Genomic DNA, 2,171 nt, shown 5'->3' on the forward strand with positions numbered 1-2,171 from the left:
ACTTAACGATTCAGATGTACTCAATGATTCGCTCTCGCTTAGTGATTCAGATGTACTCAATGATTCGCTCTCGCTTAATGACTCAGACGTACTTAATGATTCACTTTCGCTTAATGATTCGGATGTACTTAATGATTCGCTCTCGCTTAATGACTCAGACGTACTTAATGATTCACTTTCGCTTAATGACTCAGACGTACTTAACGATTCTGACGTACTTAACGACTCACTTTCGCTTAGTGATTCAGATATACTTAATGATTCGCTTTCACTTAACGATTCAGATGTACTCAATGATTCGCTCTCGCTTAGTGATTCAGATGTACTCAATGATTCGCTCTCGCTTAATGACTCAGACGTACTTAATGATTCACTTTCGCTTAATGATTCGGATGTACTTAATGATTCGCTCTCGCTTAATGACTCAGACGTACTTAATGATTCACTTTCGCTTAGTGATTCAGATGTACTCAATGATTCGCTCTCGCTTAATGACTCAGACGTACTTAATGATTCACTTTCGCTTAATGATTCGGATGTACTTAATGATTCGCTTTCGCTTAACGATTCTGACGTACTTAACGACTCACTTTCGCTTAGTGATTCAGATATACTTAATGATTCGCTCTCGCTTAGTGATTCAGATGTACTCAATGATTCGCTCTCGCTTAGTGATTCAGATGTACTCAATGATTCGCTCTCGCTTAATGACTCAGACGTACTTAATGATTCACTTTCGCTTAGTGATTCAGACGTACTTAATGATTCACTTTCGCTTAATGATTCGGATGTACTTAATGATTCGCTTTCGCTTAGTGATTCAGATGTACTCAATGATTCGCTCTCGCTTAATGACTCAGACGTACTTAACGACTCACTTTCACTTAGTGATTCAGATGTACTCAATGACTCACTTTCACTTAATGATTCACTTTCGCTGAGTGACTCAGAGGCAGCTGTACTAACAGTTAAAGTAGCTACATTAGATTCCTGGACTTTTCCTCCTATATTTACAAGGACTTGATACTGACTACTATTTAAATTTACACCAACATTATTTATTATTAAATCTTTATTAGTAGAAATAAGTTCTTGACGTTTACCTTCATTCCAACGGTACCATTGATAAGTCACTTTTTGTTCATTATTATCTGGTATTAAGCTTGGAGAAATCGTAAAAGTAGCATCTTCACCTACTTCAACAGTTTGATCAGAAATTATATCCCCAACTTTAATTGATATAGAATTTTCTACAGTAGAACCGTCTGAATTTGTTAAAACTGCTTTTACAATAACTGTTCCTTTTAAATTATTACTATTTGTAGTTATTACCCCTGATTGGTTAATTGTTGCTAAACTATTATCATTTACCGACCATTTTACTGTACCTGTCGCGTTTTTAGGATTTGTTTCATACCCTAAACCCCAATAAGAATCATTAACTAAAATATTAGGGTTATTAGTAACTGTTATTTTATTAGCTTGTACTTGTTGCTGAACCACACTCACTGCGAAAACATTTGAACCATATGTTTTCGCTGAACCTAAAAGTGGTTTATTGCTAACTACTAGTTGGAAATAATAATCTCCTACATCAGTTAAAGTATAATCTAAATCTTTTTTAGTTTGTCCACTTATTGAAGTCCATTGATTATTTCGATATATATACCATTGGTAACTTGTATTGTCTAAATTTATAAGCCCAGGTATTCTAAAATCGCCATGTGCTTTGGCTTTTTCGCCATTAATAATTGTTTTTCTTTCAGGATTAATATCAGTTGTTAAACCAGGTCTTCCAAATAGACCCAAAAAACCACCATAATACTTATCAGATACTCCGTGGTAAGGATTTGGAGGTGCGGTTTGTGCGGCTTTAATAGTTTGCCTCTCTTTTAATTTAGAATTTTTGTTTTCTGATAAATTTTCTTGAGAATTAGTTGACGCGTCTTCTACATTACCTTTTTGTATTTCCTCATCCTTTTTCTGAGATGCTGTAGTTTCTGACAGGTCTTCTTGAGAATTGGTTGACGCGTCTTCTACATTACCTTTCTGTATTTCCTCATCCTTTTTCTGAGATGCTGTAGTTTCTGACAGGTCTTCTTGAGAATTGGTTGACGCGTCTTCTACATTACCTTTCTGTATTTCCTCATCCTTTTTCTGAGATGCTGTAG

At 35.3% G+C, this 2,171-nt stretch carries 1 pseudogene; it reads right to left on the minus strand.

Going from position 1 to position 2,171, the window contains the following annotated elements:
- Positions 1-2,171, minus strand: a pseudogene (locus tag MHZ36_RS14240) (hypothetical protein); the annotation flags it as partial.

It is taken from the genome of Staphylococcus sp. ACRSN, from assembly GCF_022346615.1.
Classification (GTDB): Bacteria; Bacillota; Bacilli; order Staphylococcales; family Staphylococcaceae; genus Staphylococcus.